The following is a 21,948-nucleotide window of genomic DNA, read 5'->3' on the forward strand; positions in this document are numbered from 1 at the left end:
TTTACACCTGATTAATTTTTAAACTAAAATCAAGACTTCTTGCGGAATGAGTTAAGTAACCAAGTGAAATAATATCAATATTTAAAGGAGCATAATTTAATATATTATCTTTTGTGATTCCACCAGAAACTTCAATTAGAACATTATTTCTAAGATTAAGTTCTTTTAATCTTTTAATACATTCTTTAACTTTATCTGGATCAAAATTATCAAGCATTACTATATCTGCACCATTTTTAGCAACCTCAATAGCATCTTCAATAGTTCCAACTTCAATTTCTATTTTTTTAGAGAAACTTACATTATTCTTAGCAGATTTTAATGCTTCAAGAGGAGAACCTGCAATTGCAATATGATTATCTTTAATTAAAACCATATCATCTAAAGCATAACGATGTGGATCTCCACCACCAATTTTTATTGCAGCTTTATCAAAATGAGAAAATGCTGGTGAAGTTTTACGTGTTCCTGCAATAATAATGTTTGGATTTACATTATGTACGATTTTAGTAATTTCATTAGTACTTGTTGCAACACCAGACATTCTCATAGAAATATTTAAAACTGTTCGTTCTAATAGGAGAATTGTTCTTGCATCACCAGAGAAATTAAAAAGAATATCTCCTTTTTCTATTTCTTGTCCATCTTCTACTTTTTTAGCAACGCGTATACCATATGATTTAAAGATATCTTCTACAATATCCATACCAGCAGCGATTCCAACATCTTTAGATACAATAAACCCAGTGACCTTTAAATCTTTAGGAATAACTGATTCAGAACTTATATCTCCAAAACCTTTATCTTCATCTAGAATATAATTAATTATCTTATCCATATAAACACAACTACATAATTAAATAATACTATTAAAAAACTTTTTTAAGAATTTTAATAATCAAATAAAAACTAAATATAATATATAATTATTTATATAAATAAATTTACTATAAGATTAAAAATAAATTAAATAATATAAGTAAACTATAACTTTTATAAGAAATAAATTAAAGATAAAAAATAAGAATATCAATTTTTAATTATTTTCTTAAAAAACACTATTTTAATTAAATAATGACTTTGTTGAAATCCTCAAAATTTTTATAAATAAACTTTCTTAAAATTGATTTTCAAGTATTAACTAAATTTAAATTTTTATAAAAAATAGGGTTTCAACAGACATTAAATAATAATATATTACAAGAATTTATTTTTCTTAACGATAATTTGCATATCTAAGAAAATATATTTTATAATAAATATATCTTAATTTTAAAAATAAAACTAAATTATACTTAATAGAAATTATAATTCTAATAAAATACAATTATTAAAAAAAAAATTAGAAATAAAAAATTTCTATTAAATACTTAATTTATAAGAAATTATATTGTGATAAAAATGGAAATTACTTTTTTAGGAACTGCATCTGCAATACCATCAAAAAATAGAAATCATGCATCTATTGCCCTAAAAGCTTTTGGTGAGGTTTTTTTATTTGATTGTGGAGAAGGTACACAGAGGCAACTCAATTTTACAAACATATCACCAATGAAAATTACAAAAATATTTATAAGCCATCTTCATGGAGATCATATACTTGGATTACCTGGACTTATACAATCAATGGCATTTAGAGGAAGAGAAGAACCATTAACAATTTATGGTCCTAAAGGAATCTTAAAAATCAAGAATTGCTTCTTTAATAATGGATTTAACTTAGTTAACTTTGAAGTAAATGTAGTAGAAATAAAAGAAAGTGGAACTCTTATTGAAAATGATGAATACATAATAAAAACAGAAAAAACAAAACATAACTTATTAAATTATTCATATTCTGTTGAAGAAAAGAAAAAACCAAGATTTTTAAGAGAAAAAGCCATAAGCCTTGGAGTAGAAGTAGGTCCTGATTTTGGAAAGCTTCATAATGGAGAAGAAGTTGAAGTAAATGGTAAAACAATAAAACCAGAAATGGTTCTTGGAAAACCACGCAAAGGCATAAAAATTACTTATTCTGGAGACAGTAGACCTTGTGATAATATGGTTAATCTTGCAAAAGATAGTTCTCTTTTAATACATGAAGCAACTTTTTTAGAAGAAGACAAAGATAAAGCAATTGAAAACGGACATTCAACTACTAAAGAAGCTGCAGAGATAGCAAAAAATGCTAATGTTAACAAATTAATAATTACCCATTTTAGTAACCGTTATACAAATATTAAACCATTTAAAAAAGAAACAAAAGAAATATTTAAAAATACAACAGTTGCTAAAGATTTTATGCAAGTCATAATAAAAAACAAAAATGAAATTCAAATTAATTAAATTTTAAAAAATAAAGTTAAAATTTATATTATAATATAAATTATATTAAAAATTTTTTCAAAATGTGAAATTAATTAATATTAAATATAAAAATAAGTTAAAAAATAGCTATTTATAAATATTTTAAGTAAAAATATTAAAAATAATAATTAAAAATATTTTTAAAAATAAAAGTTTAATTTAAAATACAGATTTTAATATCATAAAAACTAATTATAAAAAATTTAAATATGATATCAAAAGCATATTTAAATAATTAATAAAAAAGGATTGGAATTAATGATTAATTTTATTAAAATATTAACACATCCTGTAAATAACTATGAAAAAGTATTTTTTATAATTATTATAATTGTTCTTGCAACAATACTTCTTAGATTAATAACTTTTTCAATGAAACATCTTAAAAAAAATACAGATATAGATATGACAGGACCATACCTTATCCGTGATTTACTACAATATACAATATATATTGTTGCAGCTTTACTTATTTTAGAAATATTTGGAATAAATATTCAAGGTATTCTTGTAAGTATAGGAATTGTAGGTATTATAATAGGTTTTGCTGCTAAAGATGCAATATCAAACATTATGAGTGGAATGTTTCTATTAATAGATAAAACTGTAAAAGTAGGAGAAACTATTACAGTAAATAATTTCAAAGGTGAAGTTATACAAGTTGGATTTAGGACAACCACTATAAAAACAGCAGATAATGTGATTATAACAATACCAAACTCCCAATTAGGTAATACCCCTTATGCAAATAATACTAATGAACTTACAACTCTTTTAACATTACCTATTCTTCTTAGTCCTAATATAGATATTGAAGAATTTGAAAAAAAAGCTATTGAAACTTGTAAAAATTTTGATTTTACAGTTAAAGATTCAGTAATGAAAGTTAATGTAAAAGAAATAAATGAAATGGGTACAAATATAGTTTTAGTTATTGGAGTAAGTGACTATGAAAATATTGAGAGGTATAGATTAATAATTGCAAATAAAATTAGAAAAATTATTAATGATATGAATAAATCACAGAATACAAATACAAATAAAGTAATACTTAAATAAAAAGAGTAAATAAGATTAATAAAATATGAATTATGATAATTAATTACTAAAACTTAAAAATTAAATAATATAATTAAAATAATATAATTACATCTAAGGGTTAGGTGATTAAAAATGTTAAATGAATTACAAAAAGAAATTATAGACTTAAAAGAAGAAAAAAATGCAATTATACTTGCACATAATTACCAAAGGAAAGAAATTCAAGAAATCGCTGATTATTTAGGAGATTCATTAGGATTATGTATGAAAGCAACACAAATCAAAGATAAAGACATAGTTGTTTTCTGTGGTGTAGATTTCATGGCAGAAACAGCATACATATTAAATCCTGATAAAAAAATATTAATCCCTGATGCAAGAGCAGATTGTCCAATGGCAAATATGTTATCTGCAGAACAAATTAGAAAAGCCAAAAAACAATACCCTGAAGCTGCAGTTGCTCTATATGTAAACAGTACAGCAGAAGCAAAAGCAGAAAGTGATATATTAGTTACAAGTGGTAATGCAACAAAAGTTGTTAATGCATTAGATGAAGATGTAGTTTTATTTGGACCAGATACAAATCTTGCAAATTACACACAAAAATTTACAGATAAAGAAATAATCCCAATACCTGGAGATGGACATTGTTATGTACATAAAATGTTCAATCCTGGAGATGTAGCTTTTAAAAAAGAAGAACATCCTAATGCAGAAGTTCTTGTTCATCCAGAATCTAATATTGATGTACAAGAAGCTGCAGATTTAGTGTTAAGTACTGGAGATATGTTAAAATATATTAAAGAATCAGATAAAGACGAATTTATTTTAGGAACAGAAAGAGACATAATATCTAGAATAGAACTTGAAATTCCAGATAAAAAATGTTATCCATTACTTGATGATGCTATATGTAAAACTATGAAATTACATACTCTTGAAAAAGTAAGAGATTGTCTTCTTAATGAAGAACCTCAAATTAAAGTTCCTGAGGAATTAGTTAAAAAATCTAAACAATCTGTTGAAAGAATGTTAAAAGCATCTAAATAAATTTTAACTCTTTCATTTAACATTTTTTTAAAAGACTAAATAAAAAATTATATTTTTATCTAAAATATATTTAAATAAATTAGATTATATTAAATTAAAATATAAACTACTATTTTTTATCATATAAAATTAATTTTATAATTTATTTAAATATTAAAAAAAAACCTAATAAAGCATATCTTCTAAAACACCAGAAAGATAACAAGTCATTTCTATTTCTTCACGAGCTTTAAAATCATCAAATTTAAAAAGTGCAAGATCAGAAGCAAATGGATAATATTTATCAGTGAAATTCATAGTAATTATAAGATCATTATTAATAATTTCATGTTTATCATTAATATGATTATCCAAATAATTTAAAGCACCATCATCAAGATTACTAACAGTATAAACAATAAAATTATCATCTTTATCTTTTGAACCATAATCTGTAATTTCAACATTCATCATAATATACACCTTAAATAAATTCATTTAAAAATCTTTTTAAATCAGATTCTATTTTTATAAGTTCACGTGAACCAATATGTCCATTAATTGAATCAAATATTAAGAGTTCTGAATTTTTAATCATATGAGACATAGGAATAGCATCTAATTTAGGTGGAAAATATTGATCTTGATTAATAGCAATGATTAATACTTTTGCAACAATATTTTTAAGTTTATCTTCAATATCATAATTTAAAGAAGCATCATTTCTATAAACTAAATCATTAATATCATCAAGAGTATCTTCATTAAGCATTTCATTAATACTTAAATCAATTTCAGAATTAGATTTATTACGATAATATTCTCTTGAAAAACCATAATTAAACATTATTTCATTTGCAAGTCTAAATGTTCTATCTAATTCTTCAGACTCAACATAATCCCCATTATTATAATCTGGACAAGATTTAACAATATCATCCATAATACGAGATAAAGCATAATTATGTCCTGCTACCTTATAACTACTTACAAGTGAAATTACAAAATCCATCTCTAAAGGATAATATGCAGCCCATGTAAGAACTGTAAAACCACCCATAGAATTTCCAATCATCCCCTTAAGATGAGTAATATTAAATTTTTCTCTTAAAAATTCTCTTTGAAAATTAACCATATCCAATATAGAATAATGTGGAAAATCACCTTTAAGATTAGTCATTGAAGGTGAAAGAGACCTTGGTGAACCAAGTGCACTTAATGAAATAAAAAATAATTTATCAGTATCAAAAACTTCACCACTACCAGAAATATCATTAATACGTCTTAATGAACCATAATCTCCACTAGAACCATGACAATATAATACTCCATTAATTATTTCCCCATCTTCATTATATATAGGAGTACCTGCAGTAATGTATTCTACATCAACATTTTCTAAAATATCACCAGTAGAAAATTTAAACTCATCTAAAGTAAAATATTTTGGTTTTGTAAAGTCAATCTCTGAAAACAAATAAATAACCTCTAAATATTAATCATGTAAAAATGAAACTAATAAAATATATTTTAATAAAAAATTAATTTATAAAATCAATTTATTTTTTTTAAATTGAAAATATTATAATTTAAGATTTTAACAAATCCTAAAAAAAATAAAATAAATTTCTAAAAGCTTAATATATAAACATATATTTAATTAAATTACTTAAATAATTTATTAAATTAAAACTAATTAAATAAATACTAAATTAATAAATTAATGACCTTGTTGAAATCATTATAATTTTTAAAAAAAACTTTCTTAAATTTAAATTTCAACTATAAATACTATTTAGATTATTAAAAAAATAAGATTTTAAGAAAATCAAACTAATAACTAAATTTATAAAAGAAAATTTAGAAAAGAATAAAACAATGAATTACAAAAATATTGAAAAACCAAATATAAATGAAAGTTATAATTTCATAGAAGAAGGACTTCGTAAAAGAGCAACAATAAGCTTATACACATATTGTAAAGTAGAATATGAAGGACGTGCTCTTAGTCAACTTAATTATGGTGAACGTTTAATAATAATTAAACCTGATGGATCCTTTTTAATTCATCAAAATAAAAAAGTAGAACCAGTAAATTGGCAACCACCAAAATCAAGAACTAAAGTTTATATTAAAAATAATAAGTTATTTTTAGAAAGTAATAGAAAAACTCCAAGAGAAAGATTAGAAGTAGAAATAAATAATATTGAAACTGGAACTTATGCTATTCTTGAAGATTATGAAGAATTAGAACAAGCAGGTTATGAAAAAGATATGGGTGACATGATTATGAAAAACCCACATATAATAGAAGAAGGATTTAAACCTAGCTCAAGAGAGTACAGTGTAAACAGTGGATTTATTGATATTTTAGGTAAAGATAAAAATGGAAATTTAATGGTTTTAGAGTTAAAATCACGTAAAATTGGAGTAAGTGCAGTTAAGCAAATAAGACGTTATGTTGAAGATTTAAAAAACACAGAAAATAAAGAATTTGAAACAGACAATAATAAGAAAAGAATAAGAGGAATATTAGTAGCTCCAAAAATAGATAATGATGCTAAAGAGATGATTGAAGAAGAAAATTTTGAATTTGTAGCATGTGAACCTCCAAAAGAACTTAAAAAAGATAAAAAAGTAACATTAGACTTATTTAAATAAATAATAAGTAAATAAAATAATTATAGGAAGATAATATGAAAAAATGTAAATATTGTGGAACTGTTAATGAAGATTGGGCAAGATATTGTAATTATTGTGGCAAATCACTTCTTGAAGAGGATTTTAACAAAGAAACATATACTCAAGGATTTGACAATACACAAACATACACAAATCCAATAAATTATAATGAAGATAAAATAATTCTCATAGGATACATAGTTTCAATTATCTTTGGTTGGGGATGGGTTCCATTATTATTTTTAAATGCATTAAGTGGAATAGGATTTATTGGATTCTTTGGATTATTTTTACCATTTTATATGATAAATTCATCAAATTCAAAAATTAGAAAACACGGACTAATTCAACTTTTAATATGTTTAAGTGGATTTATAATAGCTATTTTAGCTATGTTAAGTATATTTAAATTAATTTAAATAATTAAACCATTAAAAAACAATGAAAACAATAAAACTAAAAAAAGAAAAAACAAGCATTAAAAAAACATAAAACCATAAAACTAAAAAAAAGAAAAAACAAGCATTAAAAAAACATAAAACCATAAAACTAAAAAAAACAATTATTAAAACATTGAACTTAAAATTTTTTTATTTTAATTTGGAAATAAAAATAATTTAAAACAAAAAGAAATAATATATTTTTAAATAAAATTTAAAAAAACTAATTTGTTATATTATTTCGTTTTTGTAATTTTTTAATTTCATTCATATGATGATCTAAAGTAAATTTATTTGCAGGTTTTGAAGCAGTAATACTATGTTCTTCTTTTACAAGTTTATAAATTAAATAATCTTCAGTTGCTAAATCTATTTCTTCATCTTCAGGTAACATAGGTAATTCAAGAATTTCATCAGTAATATTTTTATATTCTTTTTCTTCAAGAGCAATAATATCATCAAGAGGCATTTCTTGAATTTCTGGATTTAATTGTCTACCAAGTGCAACTAAACCATTAACTTCTTTTCCATTAATATTAAATACAGATTTTCTAATTTGATCTAAACTAAATAAAACATGCTCACGTGTAACTTTTGTGACTGGAATTTCATCAGAAGTACCAATAAGATTTATTTTATAATCATTTTTCCATTCACCAACTGTATAAATTGCATAATCAATATCATCACATTTAACAACGTATTTATCAGTATTTACCATAATATCACTATTTTTTATAATAATAAAATTAAAATTAATATATAATTATTAATTATATTTAGTTATATAAATTAAAAAAACTTTCTTTTTAAGATTTCTCTAAATTTAATTCAAATATATTAATATTAAATTATATAAAAAAATATTTTAAAAATTAAAACAATAAAAAAATATTAGTGATAAAATGAACAATAATCTTAAAATTGGATTATGTCAAATGAATGTAGTTGATAATAAAGAAACAAATATTAAAAAAGCAGTAAACATGATAAAAGCAGCAAATGAAAAAGAAGCAGATATTGCAATACTTCCAGAAATGTTTAATTGCCCATATGAAAATGAAAAGTTTGTAGAATATGCTGAAACAAAAGAAGATAGTTTTACCCTTAAAACAATATCAAAACTTGCTAATGATTTAAACATATACATACTTGCAGGAAGTATTCCTGAAAAAAAGGAAAATAAAATATATAATAGTAGTTATTTTTTCGATAATAATGGTAAAATCATTGCAAATCATAAAAAAATGCACCTATTTGATATAGATGTGAAAGGAAAAATTAGATTCATGGAATCTGACACCTTAAGTGCTGGAGATGATTTTACAATAGCAGATACCCCTTTTGTAAAAATAGGAATAGGCATATGTTATGATATAAGGTTTATAGAACTTGGAAGAATATTAACACTTAATGGTGCTAAAATATTAATTTATCCTGGTGCATTTAATCTTACAACAGGACCTGCTCATTGGGAATTATTATTTAGATCTAGAGCATTAGATAATCAAGTTTACACAATAGGTGTCGCACCTGCATTAAATAAAAATTCAAATTATAAGTCATTTGGTCATTCCATAGTTGCAAGCCCATGGGGAGATGTTATTGCAGAATGTGGATATGATGAAGAACTTAAAGTAGTTAATATTGATTTAGATAAAATAAATAAAGTAAGAAATGAAATTCCAATAATTAAAAATAGACGTGATGATTTATATAAAATTGAAAAAATAGCTAAAAAATAGATAATATTAACTTTAATTAGTTAATTTATCTAATCTTTTTTGGAACCAATCTTCTTTACCTGGATTTAATTTTGATAATGTTTCAATAGCTACATTTAAGGTACGTACTTCATCATCATATTTATTCATTTTACGATAAAGAATACATAACCTTTTATAAGGTGCTTGACTTGTTGCTTTTTCTTTAACATATACTTCATACTCTCTTGCAGCTGCTTCAATATCTTCTTTTTCTAAAACTTTAATATCTTTCATAGGTTTTGCTTTAGAAGCAGGTTTAAGTTTACCTCCTTCTTTCATTACTTTTTCAGCTTTTTTAATAGTTTTATTACAAGATTTTTTAAAGTCTTTATCCTTTTCTTTACGTCTTGCTTGTTTAATTAAAGCAATAGATTCAGGAGTTGCAAGATCACCTAATGCATAAATTGCATATAATCTTACACCCCAGTCATCATCATTAAGACCTGATGCAATGTAATCCATTTTATCTCTTGCTTGAAGAGCACCTAAACCACGAATAGCTGTTTTACGTACATTTGGATCTTCATCATTAACTGCACTTACAAGAACATCAATAGTATTAGGACTATGAGTTTCTTTAAGTGCAAAAATTAAATAACGTTTATCTGAACCAGTAGCAGTATTAAATTTATCAATTAACTTATTTACAGCAACATCTCCAAAAGTTCCTAAAATTTGAGCTGCTTTAAATCTTACATTAGTATTTTCATCAGTAGTAGCATCAATTAATGGGTCAATAACTGCTTCATCTTTAACCCCATATAAATTTTTAATTGCTTCTTTTCTTACTTCAACATCATTATCTTTAAGTTTTAAAATTGCTTCTTCAACAGTTAAATTGCCCATAATATCATATTTCCTCTAAGATTATATTATATAAAAATAAAACTTTAATAAAGTAATAAAATATTTATTATTTAATTTATTAATATTTTTCTAAAAATCCAAATTTATAAAAAATCTTAAAATAAAAAAATAATTTAAATAATATAAACAAATTAAAATATTTATTTTACTAAAAAACATTTTTTTATTTGAAATTTTAATTTTTTTAAAATCTTTAAATTGAAAATTTAATTTTAAATAATTTAAATAATTTAAATAAAGTTAATATTTGTTTAAATAAAAATACAATTAAGAAATCAACAATTTAGATTTAAAATATTAAATAAATTATTAATTAAAATATTTAAATAAAAGAAAAGAAGAATATCGATAAAATGATAAAAAAACAGACAAAAACATATACTAAAAAAGAAATTTACAAAATTCTTCATCCTGCAGTAAAAAAATGGTTTGATGATAATTTTGATGATTTTACACCTGCTCAAAAACAAGCTATTCCTGAAATACATAAACAAAACAATATATTAATATCATCACCAACAGGTTCAGGAAAAACATTAACTGCATTTTTATCAATTATATCCGAACTTACTACACTTGCAGACAAAGGAGAACTTGAAGATAAGGTATATTGTATTTATATATCCCCACTTAAAGCATTAGATAATGATATTGAAAGGAATTTAGATATCCCTCTTAAAGAAATTGAAAAGATAGCAGGAAAAGATTTAGGAATAAGAAAAGCAGTACGTACTGGAGACACTACACAATATCAAAGACAAAAAATGCTTAAAAAACCACCTCACATATTAATAACAACCCCTGAAACACTTTCTATTCTCCTTGTTGCACCTAAGTTTAGACTTAAATTAGCAAATGTAAAATATGTTATTATAGACGAAATACATTCTCTTGCAGAAAACAAAAGAGGAGTACATTTAAGTTTATCATTAGAACGACTTCAGGCACTTGTTGGAGGTTTTACAAGAATTGGTCTTTCAGCTACAGTATCTCCACTGAAAAATGTTGCAAGATTTCTTGTAGGTAATGAATATGGAGTAGAAAGAAATTGTATTATAGTGGATGTTAATTATTTAAAAGAATTAGATCTTGAAGTAATGTGTCCTGTAAATGATATAGTAATTGCAGATAATGAAGATACACGTCTTGCAATGTATGATTTAGTAGACGATTTAATACAAGAACATGAAACAACATTAATATTCACAAATACACGTAGTGGTACAGAAAGTTTTGTTTACAATTTAAAAAAGATGTATCCAAACCATTATAATAGTAATAATTTAATGGCACACCACTCTTCACTTTCAAAAGAAGTACGTCTTAGAACTGAAGAAAATTTAAAAAAAGGAAATTTAAGAGCAGTTGTATCTTCAACATCACTTGAATTAGGAATTGATATTGGGTATATAGATTTAGTTATTTTAATTAATTCTCCAAAATCTGTATCTCGTGCTCTTCAAAGGATTGGAAGAAGTGGTCACAAATTACATGAAAAATCTAAAGGACGTATTATAGTAACAGATAGAGATGACCTTGTAGAATGTAGTGTAATTGTAAAAGATGCAAAAGAAGGTAAAATAGATAGAATACAAATCCCTGAAAATAGTTTAGATGTTTTATCACAACATATCTATGGAATGGCTATTGAAAATCCATGGGATATAGATTATGCTTTTGATATAATAAAAAAAAGTTATTGCTTTAGAAATCTTGAAAGAGATGATTATGAAGATGTATTAAGTTATCTTGCTGGAGAATATGTTGAACTTGAAGAAAGATATGTATATCCAAAAATCTGGATTGACTATGATAAAAATACATTTGGAAAACGTGGAAAATTAGCTAGAATGTTATATTCAACAAATATTGGTACAATCCCAGATAGATCAGGTGTTTTAGTTAAATGTAATGGTGAAGTAGTAGGTAAAGTTGAAGAAGATTTTTATGAAAAACTTAAAAAAGGAGACACCTTTGTATTAGGAGGAACCACATTTAGATTCAATTATGGAAGAGGAATGGTCATTAATGTTTCACCAGCAAGTGGACCTCCAACAATCCCAAGATGGTTCTCAGAACAACTTCCTTTATCTTATGATTTAGCATTAGATATCCAAAGATTTAGAGCAAATATAGAAACAAAACTTCAATATAGTAAAAGTAAAGAAGATGTTATTAATTACATTAATGAATACCTTTATGTTGATGATTTTGCAGCAAATGCAATCTATGAATACTTTAATGAACAATATGTATATGCAGTTGTTCCTTCTTATAAAAAATTATTAATTGAATATTATAAAGGATATGGAAATAGACGATTCGTTGTTTTTCATTCTTTATTTGGAAGAAGAGTAAATGATGCATTATCACGTGCAGTTGCATATATCGTATCAAGAAACTATAATGTCAATGTTACCATATCTATATCAGATAATGGATTTTATTTAAGTGCAGATGAAGGTAAAATCGGAGCTCTTGAATCATTTAAAAAATTAACTAGTGAAAATTTTAGAAATATTCTAATACAATCAATTAATAAAACAGAAATCTTATCCCATAGATTTAGAGATTGTGCTGGAAGATCACTTATGACATTAAGACATTATAAAGGCCATACAAAAACAACTGGACGTCAACAAGTTAGAAGTAAAATATTACTTAAATATGTTCAAGAAATGGATCAAAATTTTCCAATACTTAAAGAAGCAAGAAGAGAATCTATTGAAGAATATATGGATGTAGAAAATGCTCTTAAAGTAATTAAAGCAATTGAAAATCAAGAAATGGAAATAAAAACCATAAATACTGTAATTCCAAGTCCATTTGCATTTAATTTAGTTTCACAAGGATATCTTGATGTTTTAAATAATAATGATAAAGCACAATATGTAAAAAGAATGCATAAAGCAATCCTTGAAAAAATAAAAACAAAATTAAAAGAAGAATATTACTATTAAAAATAGTAAATAAAAAAAATAAATTAATAATAAAAACTTAAAATTAAAAATAAACTAAAAATCTTTAATTTCATAGAATTTAGGAAATAATCAAATCTAAAATTAAAAATAAAAAATTTTAAAAATTAAAATTTCAATAAACATATTCTTAATAGCATCAAAAAATAATAAATTTAAAAAATTAAAATTTCAATAAACATATTCTTAATAGCATCAAAAAATAATAAATTTAAAAAATTACATGAACAATATCCACAATATTTAAATATAAATAAACATGATTAAAAAATAAGTACAATTATTTTTATTTAAAAATAAGAAAGTGATATTATGAAAGCATTAATTGTATATTATTCAAGAGATGGCCATACAAAAGAAATTGCAGAAAAAATAGCTAAAAATATTGAATGTGATATTGAAGAAATTAGAGATAATCAATCACATCAAGGAAAAAGAGGATATGTAAAAGGAGCATTAGAATCAATAATAGGAAAAGGTTCTTCTATAATACTTCCAGAAAAAGACCCAATGAATTATGATATAACAATAATAGGTAGTCCAGTATGGGCATCAAGTCCTGCAAGTCCTGTAATCACTTATGCTGAAAGGAATAGAAATAATTTCAGAAAAATAGCATGTTTTGCAACATGTAAAGGTTCTGGTGCAGAAAAAACCTGTGATAAAATATCAAAAGTTGCAGGAAAACAAAGTATTGCTAATTTATGTTTAACAGATGAAGATCTTAAAAACCCAAATGCAAAAATAAAAGATTTCATAGAAACTATAAATTTATAATAAATTTTACACTTTAATTTAAAATATTATAAATTAATAAAAATAATTAATTTTAAAGATTTAAAATATTAAAAAGCTTATAAAATTAATTAAAAATCAAAAAGAAAATATTTTATAATATTAAGAACTAAAAATTTATTGTATAATTACAACGGTTTTAATATGAAATTAATGACTATTTTTGGGATAATCTTAATATTAATATTAGGATTATTTTTCAACCCATATATGAATGCTGGATTAATAATAATTGGATTATTATTAGGATTTTTAAATAGAAAACCAATTAAAGGATTCATTACTGCTAGTAAATCAGCATTCATTGGGGTGATAATAATAGATATAATATTTATACTATATGTAAGCGTTGTAGGAATGCCTATGCAATCAATTGCAGGAGGAATTGGAGGATTTACTGTTTCAGGAAATGATTATTATATTCCTGTAATCAAACAATTAATCATATACACTCTTGCATGCGGTATTGCTGGAGGAGTTGGAGGAATAATCAGAAAGGTGGTTAAATGAATCTAGATGAACTACATGACTTTGATTATATTGCATTCCTTATTGGAACTGCAATATTTGTATGTTTACCAATCTTAGGATATCATAATAATATAGATTGGATAGTTCCATTCTCAGCAGCAGGCCCATTATATATTGGATATAAATCTAAGAACTACAAACAAGGATTTATTGTAGGTGGTATTTCAGGAATATTTTTAAGCCTTGCAACTATATATGGATATCTTGGACCTTATACTACACCAATGTTTGATATGTACACTATGAATATACTTGTAATTGTAATATGCTTTATTATGGGTGGATTTATAGCAATTGTTGGAACTCTATTTAAAGCAAATAGAGAAAAAGCATTAGAAATGGCTGAAAATGAGAAAAAAGGAAAGAAAAATGTTAAAGTTAAAAAAAGACCTATTGAACCAGCAATCAATAAACTAAAAAATAGATTTAGAAAAAAATAAATCTTTTTTATTTTTTTAACTTTAAAAATATTTACTAATTTTTTATTAAAAATAAACTAATTCTAAAAAAATAGTTATTTACTGCTCTTATTAAACTAAATCTAAAAAGAATACTTACTTACTTATTTTATTAAACTAATTCTAAAACTTAAAATTAAATAAAAAATTACTTTAAAAAAGAATATTAGAAAATTAATACTTAATAAATTGTTTTTAAAAAAAAAATAATTAAAAAAAAACTAGGTATTAATTATATTTAGAAAAAATATAGGAAAAATTAAACTAAGAGAATAAATAAACAAGAAAAATCCTAAAAAAAATACTAAATAAGATAATTGAAATTATCTTACTCTATTTTTTATATTGTCATCAAGACATTAAATTAAATTAGATTAATTATGTAATTATTTTATCTAATTCTCCTTTTTCAATAGCATTTTTAATCTCAAGAGCAATTCTCCTACCCATACTCATACCTTCACCATATTTAAGATAAGAATAAGGAGAACCATTCATGAAAGTATTAGTTCCTCCATCAATCCTAGCACTAGTTTCAAAAACAACTAATTCAAGATTATCATTTACAAGAGTTTGTAAACAAAATGGGCCATTTAAACCAGGTTTAACTAATTCTTTAGCACTTTTTACTAATTTATCACCTAAATCAAATGCTTGAGTAAGTAATGATTCTCTTATAACAACAGGGTGATTACCAGTTACAACATAGGACGGAGATAAATTAGTTTCAATTTGATCTTTAGCAGGCATTCTTACTAAACCATCAATACAAGATTCATACCTACTATCCATACCCATTAACTCAACTTCATCATTTAATGCAGAGTAAAAATAGTGTATACAATAATTACAACCACAAACATATTCTTCAATATGTGCTTCAGCAACATCAGAGTCTTTAATCCATCCACGATTTTTCATTTCATCAATTTTTTTATTAAATTCTTCAGGACTAGAACAAATAAAGTAACCTCTACCACCTCTAGCTCCAGGGAATTTAACCATTACCTCACAATCGATGTCTGAAGGACTTTCAAATTTTTTAGGAATTCTAATATCACCATTTACCAACATTTTTCTTTCTTTATCACGTTCTGCTTCCCATCTTAAGATATCCCTATTACCAAACATAGGTACATTAAATTTATCCTCAACATTACTTAATCCAGCATAAGCAACAAAAGATCCATGTGGTATTACTATAGCATTCATATCACGAAGTTTCTGTTGAACATCTTCATTAACGATATCTTTAAATTTATCAACCATAATAAATTCATCAGCAACACCAAATCGTTTATATGGAACTTCACGACCTTTTTCACATACTATAGCAGTTTTAAAACCTTCTAATTGAGCTCCACGCAAAATATGTAAAGAAGTATGACTACCTAAAGTAGCAATAGTAATATTATCTTTATCATACCCATTTAAAATATCCAAAATATGTTCCTTTTTAATTTTTCCCATTATTAATCTCCTTCATAAAAATAGATATAATTTTCACTATGTAATTAAAAACATATAATATTTTTTATTTAATTTTTAATAAAATTAAATATAATAAAAGGTAATTTATAATTTATTAGATAAAAAAATAAAAAATTAAAAATAAAAATAATAAATCAACTATAATATTAATAATGGTGATTATATGAAAATAGGTTTAATTTCAGATACACATATACCAGACAGATATAATAAATTACCTAAAAAAGTTTATGAAGCATTTGAATCTGTTGATTTAATTTTACATGCTGGTGACTTAACTGATAAATCGGTTATAGAAGAATTAGAAAAAATAGCACCAACAATTGCAGTACAAGGAAATATGGATAGAAACAATAATATAAATCTTCCAAAATATAAAATAATTGAAAAAGAAAACATAAAAATAGGCTTAATTCATGGAGAAGTTTATCCTAGAGGAGATAAACAACAATTATATTATTTAGCAGAAGAACTAGGTGTAAAAATACTTATTAGTGGACATTCCCATATTCCTGCAATTGACACTGTAAAAGATGTTCTTTTAGTTAATCCTGGAAGTCCAACAAGCCCAAGACTTTCAGATCCCTCAGTAATGGTAATGGAAATAAATGATAAAAATGTGAATATTGAAGCAATAAAGGTTGGAAAACCAACTTGTAAATCAACGATGTTTTTAGAAAAAAATATGAAAAAATAGAATCTATTAAAAGATGTTTATTTAAATTTATAAAATATAATACTTTAAATTAAAAATGATTTTTTGAAAATATCTTAATTCTTAAAATAAACTTTTTAATTTTAATTCTCAAGTATTAAATAATTTTAAATTTTTATAAAATAGAAAAAAATAAATTTATATTAAAAATATTTAAAAAACAAGATTAAAATTTAAAATAAATAATAATTTAGAAATTAAATTATTAAATAAAAATAAAATACATAAAAATTCAGTAGAAAAATAAACATTAAAAGAAGGTAATGAAATATGGGTAGTAGATGGGAAATGGAAAGAAAAAATGATCCATATTATAAAAGAGCAAAAGCTAATGAATATCGTTCAAGAGCATCTTATAAATTAAAACAATTAGATAAAAAATATAGAATTATAAAAAAAGGAGACACTGTAGTAGATTTAGGTGCAGCTCCAGGTGGATGGTCACAAATAGCACTTGAAAAAGTTCAAGAAGATGGAATTGTTGTTGGAGTAGATTTAAATAGAATAAAACCTCTTCCAAATGAAAATTATTATAGAATTAGAGGAGATTTCACAAGCCAAGAAGTTCAAAATAAAATAATGAAACTAATTGGAGGTAAAGCAAAAGTAATTGTTTCTGATGCATCCCCTTCACTCAGTGGAATTAGGGATATAGACCATCTTAGAAGTATTGATTTAATAAATGTTGTAATTGATATTGGAGACAATATTTTAGAAGAACATGGAAATATTGTGATTAAAGTTTTCCAAGGCCCAGAATATAAACATTTAATTGAAAAACTTAAAAAGAAATTTAAAATTTTAAAAACAACAAAACCACCATCATCACGTAAAAAAAGTAGAGAAATGTATATTGTAGGAATAGGTTTTAAAAAACCTAAAAATAATTAAAATACTACTTTTTTACTTTTTAACCTTTTTAAATTCTTCTAATTTTAAAAAAAATACTATTTATATTATTATAAAAATAAAATCAAAACTCATTAATTCTTAAAGAAACTATTAAAAAATCTATATAAAATTATATTATTATTTATAAAATTCAAATAGGAATTTAGATTATAAAATTATAGAATTTGAATTTAAGGCCCATATAAATAATAGAAAAACAATTAAAAAAAACAAGCTTACATAAATACAGTATAAAATACAAAAACAATTAAAAAAACAATAAAAAATAAAAAAATAATATTATGATGAATTAGTAGATTCATCTAATAGTTTTTTAGTGTAGTTAAGTTCTTTTTTAGCAATAGCAATTCTATTGTTAACTTCTTCCGAAGACTTACCTGCTGCTAAAGCACTATCAACATCATCAATATCCCCACTAGATCTAGTTAACTCAAGCTTAATATCATCATATTTAGTATTATCTAGAGAACTTTGAGAATTATTAAATTGTGATTCTAAAGCAGAGTAATTTGATTTTAATTGAGATAATTCATCATATTGATTTCCAGAAGAAATACCTGTGGTAATTCCAGAAGAAACCATATTAAAACCAATATAAGCCACGACCACAATAGTAGCAATAATCATGATTACTCCAAGTATTGATACTAACATGGAAGTAGACTTAAATAAATTTAATCTTGATTTTTTCATAAAAAATCCCTTTTTTTAAGATTATTTAATAATAGTTTGAAATTATAAAAAGTATATTTATTATATATTTTAAATTATTTTTAAAATTTTCTATAAATATAAAAAATTATTAAAAATTCAAATTATTATAAATTAAAAAATTAATAAAAAACTAATTTAAAAAAATAATTCCCATTAAAAATAAGAAAAAACATATAATCTAAGAATACCATTAAAAAATAATTATAAAAAATCTAAAAAATGATGATTATAAAATTAAAATTCATATAAAAAAAATTAGTAATTTTATATAAAATCAATGAAATAATAAAAAATATTTATACAAAATTATAAAAATTTAATAAAAATATGAATAATATTCAAGTACTAAATTATAAAAAACAATTAAAAATTTAGTAATTAACTAATTTTTTATATATAGAAAATCAATGTTAATATAATGAATTCAAATGAAAAAATAAATACAACGATTACAAAATTTGAGGAATTTTTCTCAACACAATATAAGGATGAAATATTTAATGCATTAGAAGCATATCCTGAGGAAAGATCAGTTACAATAGATTACACTGATTTAGAAATGTTTGATCCTGATTTAGCAGATCATTTAATTGAATCACCAGAAGAAATTTTAAATTCTGCTCAAAAAGCAATTAAAAATATTGATCCATTAAATCAGAATGCTGAGTTAAATGTTAGAATATCTAGTCTTACAAATGTTATACCTCTTAAAATATTATTAAGTAAATATATTGGAAGTTTTATAGCTGCTGATGGTATTGTAAGAAAAACTGATGAAATTAGACCAAGGATTGAAACAGGTGTCTTTGAATGTAGAGGTTGTATGAAGAAATATGAAGTAGAACAAACATCATCTAATCATATTATAGAACCATCTATGTGTCCTAATTGTGGTGGACGTTCATTTAGATTATTACAAGAAGAATCCCATTATATTGACACACAAACAGCACGTATGCAAGAACCATTAGAAAATCTTTCTGGAGGAACAGAACCTAAACAAATGCTAATGATTCTTGAAGATGATCTTGTAGATGAATTAAATCCTGGTGATAAAGTTAGAATTACTGGAACCTTAAAAACATTTAGAGAAGACCGTACTGGACAATTCAGAAATTATATTTATGTAAATCAGATAGAACCATTAGAACAAGAATTTGAAGAATTAAAAATAAGTGAAGAAGAAGAGGATGAAATTATAGAACTTTCTAAAGATCCAAATATTGAAGAAAAAATTATTAAATCAACAGCTCCTTCAATTAGAGGTTATCGTGATGTAAAAAAAGCTATTGCATTCCAATTATTTGGTGGAACAGCTAAATTATTTGAAGATAATACTCGTTTAAGAGGAGATATTCATATTTTAATTGTTGGAGACCCGGGTATTGGTAAATCTCAGATATTAAAATACGTATCAAGACTTGCACCAAGAAGTATTTATACTAGTGGTAAAGGTACTACTGGAGCAGGTTTAACTGCAGCAGCAGTTAGAGATGAACTTGGAGGATGGTCTCTTGAAGCAGGTGCATTAGTACTTGGAGATCAAGGAAATGTTTGTGTTGATGAATTGGATAAAATGAGACCTGAAGATAGATCTGCACTTCACGAAGCTTTAGAACAACAAACTGTAAGTATTGCAAAAGCAGGAATTATGGCTACATTAAATTCAAGATGTTCAGTACTTGCAGCAGCAAACCCAAAATTTGGAAGATTTGATAGATACAAAGCATTAGCAGAACAAATTGATTTACCTTCACCAATTCTTTCTCGTTTCGATTTAATCTTTGTAATTGAGGATAAACCAGATGTTAAAAATGATACAGAACTTGCTCAACATATATTAAAAACTCACCAAGCAAAAGACATAAATTATGAAATTGAACCAGAATTATTAAGAAAATATATTGCATATGCTCGTAAAAATTGCCACCCAAGGCTTAGTGATGAAGCAATGGAAGTATTAAAAGAGTTTTATGTATCAACAAGAAATAGTTCTGCTGAAGAACAAGGTCCTGTACCAATAACTGCAAGACAACTTGAGGCTACAATTAGGCTTTCAGAAGCTTGTGCTAAAATTAAACTTAAAGACACAGTAGATGCAAATGATGCGCATGAAGCAGTGAAATTACAACTTTCATGTCTTAAAGAAGTTGGTCTAGACCCAGAGACTGGTGAAATAGATATTGATAAGGTTGAAGGAAGAACACCACAATCAGACAGAGACAAAATACAAAAAGTTATAGAAGAAATTAGAAATTTACAAGAAGAATATGGTGATCAAGCACCAGAAAATGTTCTAATATCTAATTTAACTGATAAATATAGTATGGATGAAGATAAATCTAAGAGAATTATTAAATCACTTAGTCAAAAAGGTATCATCTTCCAACCAAGTAATGGATACTTCAAATTAGTTGAATAAATTATTCCTAATTTATACAACCATTACTTTTTAAATTAAAATATTAAAAGAAAAAATATAAACTAATTTTATAAAAATTTAATAAAATCTTAAAACAATATTTTAAAATATATATTAAGTACATTAATAAAGGATTAAAAACAAAAATATATTTATTATAATTTTATAATTTAATATCATTATAATTATTTATTCACAATAAATTTTATTAAGGAGTGATAATATGAGTGATTATGAAGATTTATTAAACAGAGCAATTGACCAATTACCTCCAGAAGTATTTGAAACAAAAAGGTTTAAAATACCTAGAGCATATTCTGACATTCAAGGAAATAGAACTTTTATTAAAAATTTTAAAGATGTTGCAGAAAGATTAAACAGAGATCCACAACATTTATTAAAATTCTTACTTAGAGAGTTAGGTACTGCAGGAAACCTTGAAGGTGGAAGAGCAATATTACAAGGTAAATTTACTCATTATGTAATTAATGATAGAATTGAAGATTATGTTGATAAATATGTTATCTGTCCTGAATGTAACAGACCAGATACTAAAATCATAAGAGAAGATAGAATATTTTTACTTAAATGTTTAGCTTGTGGTGCAAGAGCTCCAGTTAAACCATTATAAATATTTTATTTAATAAAATAAAATAAAAAAGCTTTATTGAAAAGATTAAATTTAAAATAAAAATTTTTTAAGAATTTAAAAAATTAAATTATTAAATAAATTTTCAAAAAAGCAAAAAAAAAATCATATA

General features: G+C 23.9%; 21 protein-coding genes. 14 read left to right on the forward strand and 7 right to left on the reverse strand.

Annotated features, from left to right (window positions below; translation table 11 throughout):
* Position 1: 1 nt before the first annotated feature.
* Positions 2 to 838: a carboxylating nicotinate-nucleotide diphosphorylase gene (gene nadC, locus T523_RS06405; protein WP_042708102.1), complete on the reverse strand. Its 837-nt coding sequence runs from the start codon at positions 836 to 838 to the stop codon at positions 2 to 4.
* A 563-nt stretch (positions 839 to 1,401) separates the two neighbouring features.
* On the opposite strand from nadC, the gene rnz reads away from it, so the two are divergent.
* From rnz to nadA, 3 genes are all read left to right on the forward strand, one after another.
* Positions 1,402 to 2,325 (forward strand): ribonuclease Z, encoded by a 924-nt coding sequence (gene rnz / locus T523_RS06410; protein ID WP_042708103.1) that lies wholly within the window; start codon positions 1,402 to 1,404, stop codon positions 2,323 to 2,325.
* Between the two features lie 279 nt (positions 2,326 to 2,604).
* A complete protein-coding gene (locus T523_RS06415; RefSeq protein ID WP_052334666.1) occupies positions 2,605 to 3,405 on the forward strand; it encodes a mechanosensitive ion channel family protein in 801 nt (266 codons plus the stop codon).
* A 114-nt stretch (positions 3,406 to 3,519) separates the two neighbouring features.
* Entirely contained in the window at positions 3,520 to 4,437 is a 918-nt protein-coding gene (nadA, locus tag T523_RS06420; RefSeq protein WP_042708104.1) for a quinolinate synthase NadA, read from the forward strand.
* Positions 4,438 to 4,602: 165 nt separating this feature from the next.
* On the opposite strand, the gene T523_RS06425 is transcribed toward nadA, so the two are convergent.
* Positions 4,603 to 4,890 carry a DUF5750 family protein gene (locus tag T523_RS06425; protein ID WP_052334667.1) on the reverse strand — a complete coding sequence of 96 codons (288 nt, stop codon included), beginning with the start codon at positions 4,888 to 4,890 and terminating at the stop codon, positions 4,603 to 4,605.
* Between the two features lie 10 nt (positions 4,891 to 4,900).
* On the reverse strand, positions 4,901 to 5,893 hold the full coding sequence (locus T523_RS06430; protein ID WP_042708105.1) for an alpha/beta fold hydrolase: 993 nt from the start codon (positions 5,891 to 5,893) through the stop codon (positions 4,901 to 4,903).
* A 401-nt stretch (positions 5,894 to 6,294) separates the two neighbouring features.
* On the opposite strand from T523_RS06430, the gene nucS reads away from it, so the two are divergent.
* Positions 6,295 to 7,077, forward strand: a complete 783-nt coding sequence (nucS, locus tag T523_RS06435; protein WP_042708106.1) for an endonuclease NucS — start codon at positions 6,295 to 6,297, stop codon at positions 7,075 to 7,077.
* Positions 7,078 to 7,112: 35 nt separating this feature from the next.
* A complete protein-coding gene (locus tag T523_RS06440; protein ID WP_042708107.1) occupies positions 7,113 to 7,517 on the forward strand; it encodes a zinc ribbon domain-containing protein in 405 nt (134 codons plus the stop codon).
* Positions 7,518 to 7,761: 244 nt separating this feature from the next.
* On the opposite strand, the gene T523_RS06445 is transcribed toward T523_RS06440, so the two are convergent.
* Entirely contained in the window at positions 7,762 to 8,259 is a 498-nt protein-coding gene (locus T523_RS06445) for a hypothetical protein (RefSeq protein ID WP_042708108.1), read from the reverse strand.
* A 184-nt stretch (positions 8,260 to 8,443) separates the two neighbouring features.
* On the opposite strand from T523_RS06445, the gene T523_RS06450 reads away from it, so the two are divergent.
* A complete protein-coding gene (locus T523_RS06450; protein WP_042708109.1) occupies positions 8,444 to 9,283 on the forward strand; it encodes a carbon-nitrogen hydrolase family protein in 840 nt (279 codons plus the stop codon).
* 12 nt (positions 9,284 to 9,295) lie between these two features.
* Here the strand turns inward: T523_RS06450 and T523_RS06455 are convergent, their stop codons facing one another.
* Positions 9,296 to 10,150: a HEAT repeat domain-containing protein gene (locus T523_RS06455; RefSeq protein ID WP_042708110.1), complete on the reverse strand. Its 855-nt coding sequence runs from the start codon at positions 10,148 to 10,150 to the stop codon at positions 9,296 to 9,298.
* 374 nt (positions 10,151 to 10,524) lie between these two features.
* Between T523_RS06455 and T523_RS06460 the strand changes: the two genes are divergently transcribed.
* From T523_RS06460 to T523_RS06475, 4 genes are all read left to right on the forward strand, one after another.
* A complete protein-coding gene (locus T523_RS06460; RefSeq protein ID WP_042708112.1) occupies positions 10,525 to 13,131 on the forward strand; it encodes an ATP-dependent helicase in 2,607 nt (868 codons plus the stop codon).
* A gap of 330 nt (positions 13,132 to 13,461) precedes the next feature.
* Complete coding sequence (locus T523_RS06465) at positions 13,462 to 13,926, forward strand: flavodoxin family protein (RefSeq protein WP_042708113.1); 465 nt, start codon at positions 13,462 to 13,464, stop codon at positions 13,924 to 13,926.
* Between the two features lie 171 nt (positions 13,927 to 14,097).
* Positions 14,098 to 14,454 carry a hypothetical protein gene (locus T523_RS06470; RefSeq protein ID WP_042708114.1) on the forward strand — a complete coding sequence of 119 codons (357 nt, stop codon included), beginning with the start codon at positions 14,098 to 14,100 and terminating at the stop codon, positions 14,452 to 14,454.
* Positions 14,451 to 14,915 carry a hypothetical protein gene (locus T523_RS06475; protein ID WP_042708115.1) on the forward strand — a complete coding sequence of 155 codons (465 nt, stop codon included), beginning with the start codon at positions 14,451 to 14,453 and terminating at the stop codon, positions 14,913 to 14,915. Before T523_RS06470 ends, T523_RS06475 begins: the two co-directional genes overlap by 4 nt.
* 396 nt (positions 14,916 to 15,311) lie before the next feature.
* Here T523_RS06475 and T523_RS06480 read toward each other — a convergent pair whose 3' ends face one another.
* Positions 15,312 to 16,403, reverse strand: coding sequence for a formate--phosphoribosylaminoimidazolecarboxamide ligase (locus tag T523_RS06480; protein ID WP_042708116.1), 1,092 nt, complete (start codon positions 16,401 to 16,403; stop codon positions 15,312 to 15,314).
* A gap of 184 nt (positions 16,404 to 16,587) precedes the next feature.
* Here T523_RS06480 and T523_RS06485 point away from each other — a divergent pair, with 184 nt between their 5' ends.
* Positions 16,588 to 17,121 carry a metallophosphoesterase gene (locus T523_RS06485; RefSeq protein ID WP_042708117.1) on the forward strand — a complete coding sequence of 178 codons (534 nt, stop codon included), beginning with the start codon at positions 16,588 to 16,590 and terminating at the stop codon, positions 17,119 to 17,121.
* A 288-nt stretch (positions 17,122 to 17,409) separates the two neighbouring features.
* Positions 17,410 to 18,030 (forward strand): RlmE family RNA methyltransferase, encoded by a 621-nt coding sequence (locus tag T523_RS06490; protein ID WP_042708119.1) that lies wholly within the window; start codon positions 17,410 to 17,412, stop codon positions 18,028 to 18,030.
* Positions 18,031 to 18,330: 300 nt separating this feature from the next.
* On the opposite strand, the gene T523_RS06495 is transcribed toward T523_RS06490, so the two are convergent.
* Positions 18,331 to 18,744 carry a hypothetical protein gene (locus T523_RS06495; protein ID WP_042708120.1) on the reverse strand — a complete coding sequence of 138 codons (414 nt, stop codon included), beginning with the start codon at positions 18,742 to 18,744 and terminating at the stop codon, positions 18,331 to 18,333.
* A gap of 439 nt (positions 18,745 to 19,183) precedes the next feature.
* On the opposite strand from T523_RS06495, the gene mcm reads away from it, so the two are divergent.
* Together mcm and T523_RS06505 are read left to right on the forward strand one after the other, a co-directional pair.
* The gene (gene mcm, locus T523_RS06500; RefSeq protein ID WP_042708121.1) at positions 19,184 to 21,187 is read left to right on the forward strand and encodes a minichromosome maintenance protein MCM; all 2,004 of its coding nucleotides are present in this window, start codon (positions 19,184 to 19,186) and stop codon (positions 21,185 to 21,187) included.
* Positions 21,188 to 21,410: 223 nt separating this feature from the next.
* A complete protein-coding gene (locus T523_RS06505; protein WP_042708122.1) occupies positions 21,411 to 21,818 on the forward strand; it encodes a translation initiation factor IF-2 subunit beta in 408 nt (135 codons plus the stop codon).
* Positions 21,819 to 21,948: the final 130 nt, after the last annotated feature.

Source organism: Methanobrevibacter wolinii SH (genome assembly GCF_000621965.1).
Taxonomy (GTDB): domain Archaea; phylum Methanobacteriota; class Methanobacteria; order Methanobacteriales; family Methanobacteriaceae; genus Methanarmilla; species Methanarmilla wolinii.

Bases quoted from the DNA above. Each gene is read 5' to 3' on its own strand.
- nadC (WP_042708102.1), bottom strand. From the start codon at position 838: ATGGATAAGATAATTAATTATATTCTAGATGAAGATAAAGGTTTTGGA.
- rnz (WP_042708103.1), top strand. From the start codon at position 1,402: ATGGAAATTACTTTTTTAGGAACTGCATCTGCAATACCATCAAAAAAT.
- T523_RS06415 (WP_052334666.1), top strand. From the start codon at position 2,605: ATGATTAATTTTATTAAAATATTAACACATCCTGTAAATAACTATGAA.
- nadA (WP_042708104.1), top strand. From the start codon at position 3,520: ATGTTAAATGAATTACAAAAAGAAATTATAGACTTAAAAGAAGAAAAA.
- T523_RS06425 (WP_052334667.1), bottom strand. From the start codon at position 4,890: ATGATGAATGTTGAAATTACAGATTATGGTTCAAAAGATAAAGATGAT.
- nucS (WP_042708106.1), top strand. From the start codon at position 6,295: ATGAATTACAAAAATATTGAAAAACCAAATATAAATGAAAGTTATAAT.
- T523_RS06440 (WP_042708107.1), top strand. From the start codon at position 7,113: ATGAAAAAATGTAAATATTGTGGAACTGTTAATGAAGATTGGGCAAGA.
- T523_RS06445 (WP_042708108.1), bottom strand. From the start codon at position 8,259: ATGGTAAATACTGATAAATACGTTGTTAAATGTGATGATATTGATTAT.
- T523_RS06450 (WP_042708109.1), top strand. From the start codon at position 8,444: ATGAACAATAATCTTAAAATTGGATTATGTCAAATGAATGTAGTTGAT.
- T523_RS06455 (WP_042708110.1), bottom strand. From the start codon at position 10,150: ATGGGCAATTTAACTGTTGAAGAAGCAATTTTAAAACTTAAAGATAAT.
- T523_RS06460 (WP_042708112.1), top strand. From the start codon at position 10,525: ATGATAAAAAAACAGACAAAAACATATACTAAAAAAGAAATTTACAAA.
- T523_RS06465 (WP_042708113.1), top strand. From the start codon at position 13,462: ATGAAAGCATTAATTGTATATTATTCAAGAGATGGCCATACAAAAGAA.
- T523_RS06470 (WP_042708114.1), top strand. From the start codon at position 14,098: ATGACTATTTTTGGGATAATCTTAATATTAATATTAGGATTATTTTTC.
- T523_RS06475 (WP_042708115.1), top strand. From the start codon at position 14,451: ATGAATCTAGATGAACTACATGACTTTGATTATATTGCATTCCTTATT.
- T523_RS06480 (WP_042708116.1), bottom strand. From the start codon at position 16,403: ATGGGAAAAATTAAAAAGGAACATATTTTGGATATTTTAAATGGGTAT.
- T523_RS06485 (WP_042708117.1), top strand. From the start codon at position 16,588: ATGAAAATAGGTTTAATTTCAGATACACATATACCAGACAGATATAAT.
- T523_RS06490 (WP_042708119.1), top strand. From the start codon at position 17,410: ATGGGTAGTAGATGGGAAATGGAAAGAAAAAATGATCCATATTATAAA.
- T523_RS06495 (WP_042708120.1), bottom strand. From the start codon at position 18,744: ATGAAAAAATCAAGATTAAATTTATTTAAGTCTACTTCCATGTTAGTA.
- mcm (WP_042708121.1), top strand. From the start codon at position 19,184: ATGAATTCAAATGAAAAAATAAATACAACGATTACAAAATTTGAGGAA.
- T523_RS06505 (WP_042708122.1), top strand. From the start codon at position 21,411: ATGAGTGATTATGAAGATTTATTAAACAGAGCAATTGACCAATTACCT.